4 protein-coding genes and 1 rRNA gene are annotated in these 3,996 nt (G+C 69.7%); 4 read left to right on the top strand and 1 reads right to left on the bottom strand.

Annotation, left to right across the window (positions count from 1 at the left end; genetic code table 11):
• A 5S ribosomal RNA gene (rrf, locus tag ETD85_RS60730) occupies window positions 1–86 on the top strand; the annotation flags it as partial.
• Window positions 87–202: 116 nt separating this feature from the next.
• Here the strand turns inward: rrf and ETD85_RS60725 are convergent.
• A complete protein-coding gene (locus ETD85_RS60725; RefSeq protein WP_138698842.1) occupies window positions 203–1,021 on the bottom strand; it encodes a dioxygenase family protein in 819 nt (272 codons plus the stop codon).
• Window positions 1,022–1,178: 157 nt separating this feature from the next.
• Here ETD85_RS60725 and ETD85_RS60720 point away from each other — a divergent pair, with 157 nt between their 5' ends.
• The 3 genes from ETD85_RS60720 to ETD85_RS60710 all read left to right on the top strand — a co-directional run.
• Entirely contained in the window at window positions 1,179–2,501 is a 1,323-nt protein-coding gene (locus tag ETD85_RS60720) for a bifunctional folylpolyglutamate synthase/dihydrofolate synthase (protein ID WP_138698841.1), read from the top strand.
• Window positions 2,498–2,839 (top strand): DUF4233 domain-containing protein, encoded by a 342-nt coding sequence (locus tag ETD85_RS60715; protein ID WP_138698840.1) that lies wholly within the window; start codon window positions 2,498–2,500, stop codon window positions 2,837–2,839. Before ETD85_RS60720 ends, ETD85_RS60715 begins: the two co-directional genes overlap by 4 nt.
• A gap of 11 nt (window positions 2,840–2,850) precedes the next feature.
• The coding region (locus ETD85_RS60710; RefSeq protein ID WP_138698839.1) for a hypothetical protein at window positions 2,851–3,996 on the top strand (1,146 nt) is incomplete at its 3' end.

Raw genomic sequence — 3,996 nt, 5'->3', positions numbered from 1 at the left:
GTTACATTCCGAACCCGGAAGTTAAGCTTCTCTGCGCCGATGGTACTGCACTCGGGAGGGTGTGGGAGAGTAGGTCACCGCCGGACAATCTTTCGGGAAGGGCTCGACGCTATGCGTCGGGCCCTTTTTTTGCGTGAGAAAGCGAACGAGGGCCACCCCCAGCAGCCGGGGTGGCCCTCTCTTGCGTTCGGGGACCTGAAGGTCAGGCGCGCTGCCACAGCGCAGGGACGTTGGGTGGCTCCCAGCCTGCCTGCGACATGTGCCCCTGCAGGCAACGGTACGTCGCGCCTCCATACGTGACCTGGTCACCCGCCTGGTAGGTCACCCCAACCTGCCAGGTGCCGCCGCCCGGAGGCGGACTTGTCGGTGGGTCCGTGGGCGGGACGCCCGGGACGTTGAGCACGAAGTCGAAAGTGGCCTCCCGGCCCGTTCCCACCGTCCGCACGGTCATGAGCAACGCCGGATCGAAGATGGTGTCGGTGTTGTTGCGCGGCTCACCCGGGAAGTACAGCTGCGTCGTGAGAACCGGCCGGCCGGGCGCCTGCGCCTTGACGTGGATGTGCCGGGTCCTGCCCGGGTAGAGGCCGGGGACGATCGTGGTGAGCTTGAAGGCTCCCTGGGCGTTGGTGTACTGGTGACCGCGGAAGTTGTAGGTGACGTTGTCGTACGCGCCGTTCCTGTCGGCCTGCCAGAAGTCCAGCAGGACGTTCGCCAGGGGCTGGCAGGCCAGCCCGAAGACGAACCCGCTGACCGTCAGCGCCGTGCCAGTGCCCGGTAAGACGGTGCGCTGGGGCGAGTTGGGCTTGAAGTACGGGCCCTCCGTCTGCGGCGGCGTGGGGTCGTCACCGTCGTCGCAGAAGGGGGTGGGGGTGAGCGGTCCGCCGCCGGCGGACATGTCGCGGGCCAGAGCCGGGACCTGCCCGATCAGCAGCGGGACCGGTGTCGCTATGAGAGCAGCTTTGAAGAGCGTCTTTCTCGTGATGGCGGCGGGCTTTTCTGCGCGAGTGTTCTCGCTTTCCACGATGGCCTCCTCTTGAGCGGCCTGCCGGGGGGTGGGGCAGGCTGTTTCCCAAGGTGGCACCCAGGCGGAGGCGGTGAGTACCCTCCAAATTTCTATATGCGCGGCAATATGATTCCCCCGCGTACTGAGCGCTGGCGCCGGTCAGTAGGGTTGAGGGGTGGATTATCGTGCGGTTGAACGCGCGATCCTGGATCGTGGCGTCGAGTGGGATTTCGAGCCGACGCTCGACCGGATCGCGGCCCTGCTGGACCTGCTCGGCTCGCCGCAGCAGGCGTACCCGGTCATACACATCGCCGGCACCAACGGGAAGACGAGCACGGCGCGGCTCGTCGAGGCGCTGCTCAAGGAGCGCAACCTGCGGGTGGGGCGGTTCACCAGCCCGCATCTGGAGTCGATGCGCGAGCGGATCACCGTGGACGGGGAGCCGCTGAGCGAGGAGCGGTTCGCCGAGGTCTATGAGGAGATCATCCCGTTCGTCGAGCTGACCGACACGCAGGGGCGGCGCATCCAGTTCTTCGAGCTGCTGACGGCCATGGCGTTCGCGGCGTTCGCGGACACGCCGGTCGACGTCGCGGTCATCGAGACAGGCATGGGCGGCTCCTGGGACGCCACGAACGTCGCCGACGGCACCGTGTCCGTGATCACGCCGATCTCGCTCGACCACACCGACCGGCTCGGGCCCGACATCCCCAGCATCGCCTCAGAGAAGGCCGGCATCATCAAGCCGGGCGCGACCACTGTACTCGCCCAGCAGGAGCTGGCCGCGGCCGAGGTACTGATGCGGCGCGCGGCCGAGGTCGGTGCGGTGGTGGCGCGCGAGGGGCTCGAGTTCGGGGTGCTCAGCCGCGAGGTGGCCATGGGCGGCCAGTTGCTCACGCTGCGCGGCCTCAAGGGCGTCTACGACGAGGTCTTCCTGCCCCTCTACGGCGCGCACCAGGCGAGCAACGCGGTCTGCGCGCTGGCCGCCGTCGAAGCGCTGACCGGCGGTGACGACCCGCTCGACATCGAGCTCGTACGCCAGGCGTTCGCGCAGGCCAGCTCGCCCGGCCGGATGGAGGTCGTACGACGCACGCCCACGGTCGTGATCGACGCCGCCCACAACCCCGGCGGCATGCAGGCGACCCTGGAGGGGCTGCACGAGGCGTTCGACTTCGCGAAAGTGATCGGCGTGTTCGCGGTGATGAGCGACAAGGACGTGGACGCGCTGCTGGAGCTGCTGGAGCCGATGCTCGACGAGATCATCGTGACCCGTAACTCCTCGCCGAGGTCGATGTCGCCCAAGGAGCTCGCGTCGCTGGCCGAGCCGCTCTTCGGCGAAGGACGGGTGCACGTCGCGGACCGGCTCGACGACGCCATCGACCTGGGCATCGGCATCGCCGACGCCGCGGGCGAGTTCAGCGGCACCGGCGTGCTGATCACCGGCTCCGTCATCACGGCGGGCGACGCCCGGCGGCTGCTCAGGGCGGATGGTTCGCGATGAGCTTCCAGGTCACCCCAGGCATGCGCAGGCTCGGCGCCTCCGTGCTCGGCATGGAGGCGATCGTGGCCGCGCTGATCACGCCCGTGGCGATCACCGTGGGCGGGGTCCAGCCTGCCTTCGCCGTGACCGTCGGGATCGGACTGGCCGTGCTGTGTGTCGTCGCCGCGGGCCTGCTCAAGAGGCCGTTCGGCTACTTGCTCGGCAGCGTCGTACAGGTGCTGGCGATCTGCACGGGTTTCGTAGTATCAGCCATGTTCTTCCTCGGCGTGATCTTCGCGGCACTGTGGATCACGGCGATTATCGTCGCTCGCCGTGTCGAGGGCGCTACTTCCCGCTAAAGTCGGCCTACATGGCCGTCCCCCCAAACCTGCGGTCGCCCCATCCGGCCGGCCCCAGACATTCTTGGCTGCTCGACGTGTTGCTCGGGCTGCTCGTCGTGGCCGCGTTGCCGCTGGCGATCGTCGCGATCCCCAATACGCTCTCCGTTGTCGCCAGGCTGCTGCCGGGCGACATCGACCAGGTCGGGTTGATGCGCACCCATGGGCTCGCATTGCCCGCCCTGATGCTGACCGTGCCGCTCGCGGCTGTGGCGCTGCGCCGGGTGCAGGTGGCGCACCTCCTGGTCGCCGGGCTGGCGCTGGTGGCCGTGTCCGACGCCGCCGGTGGTTATGCGGCTTCCGAGCTGCTTGTCGGCGTTGTCCGCGTGTTGCGCGGTGTCGGTGCCGGGATCATCGTGCCGGTGACGCTGGTCGCGGTCTGGGACCGCGCGCCGGTGCTGCGGGCCCTGTGGGTGGGGGTGTTCGGCCTCGGCCTGCTCGCCGCCCAGGCGCTGGCCCTGTGGCCGCTCGACGACGTCAGCAGCTGGAAGGTCACGCTGCAGCCGTACCCGATGGTGACGGGGGTCGCGCTCGCGCTGGCGGCCGCGTACCTGGTGGCCTGGACGGTGCTGGGACGGCCGGCCGGGCCTTCCCCGAGCGTCAAGGAGCGCACCCGCCTGCTGCTGGCCGCCGTGCCGGCGGCGGGCATCGCGGTGGTGGCGATCAGCACCGCGACCGAGGGGTGGCGGGCCATTCCGGTGATTCTGCTGGCCGGGCTCGCGATCGTGGGGCTGCTGGCGCTGGCCTCGATTGGTGCCCCAGAGAGCAGGACGCTGGCGTACACGATGGTGGCGGTCGGTGTGGTGCTGCTGCCCAGTGCGGCGCAGGTCACGCTGGTGGAGATGGGCGGGCTCGGGGGCCCCGGGCTGAGAGGGTTGTGGATCCCGTACGCGGTGGCCGGGCTGCTCGCGGTGGCCGCGTCCGTCGTGGTCCGGCTGTTCACGAAGGCTCCCGGGCGGTGGCTGGCGCCTTTGGGGCTGCTGGCGATGGTCGTCGGGCTCTGCTCGGTGCGGCTGGTCGTGCCGTCGGCGGACGGGCTGGTGCTGGCGGTGCCGTTCAGCCTGCTCGCGGTGGGTGCGGCGGTGGCGTTGACGGCGGCGCTGCAGGAGGTGGGGGCG

The sequence above is a fragment of the Nonomuraea zeae genome (assembly GCF_005889725.1).
Taxonomy (GTDB): Bacteria; Actinomycetota; Actinomycetes; order Streptosporangiales; family Streptosporangiaceae; genus Nonomuraea; species Nonomuraea zeae.
This window is presented reverse-complemented; position numbering and strand designations above follow the sequence as displayed.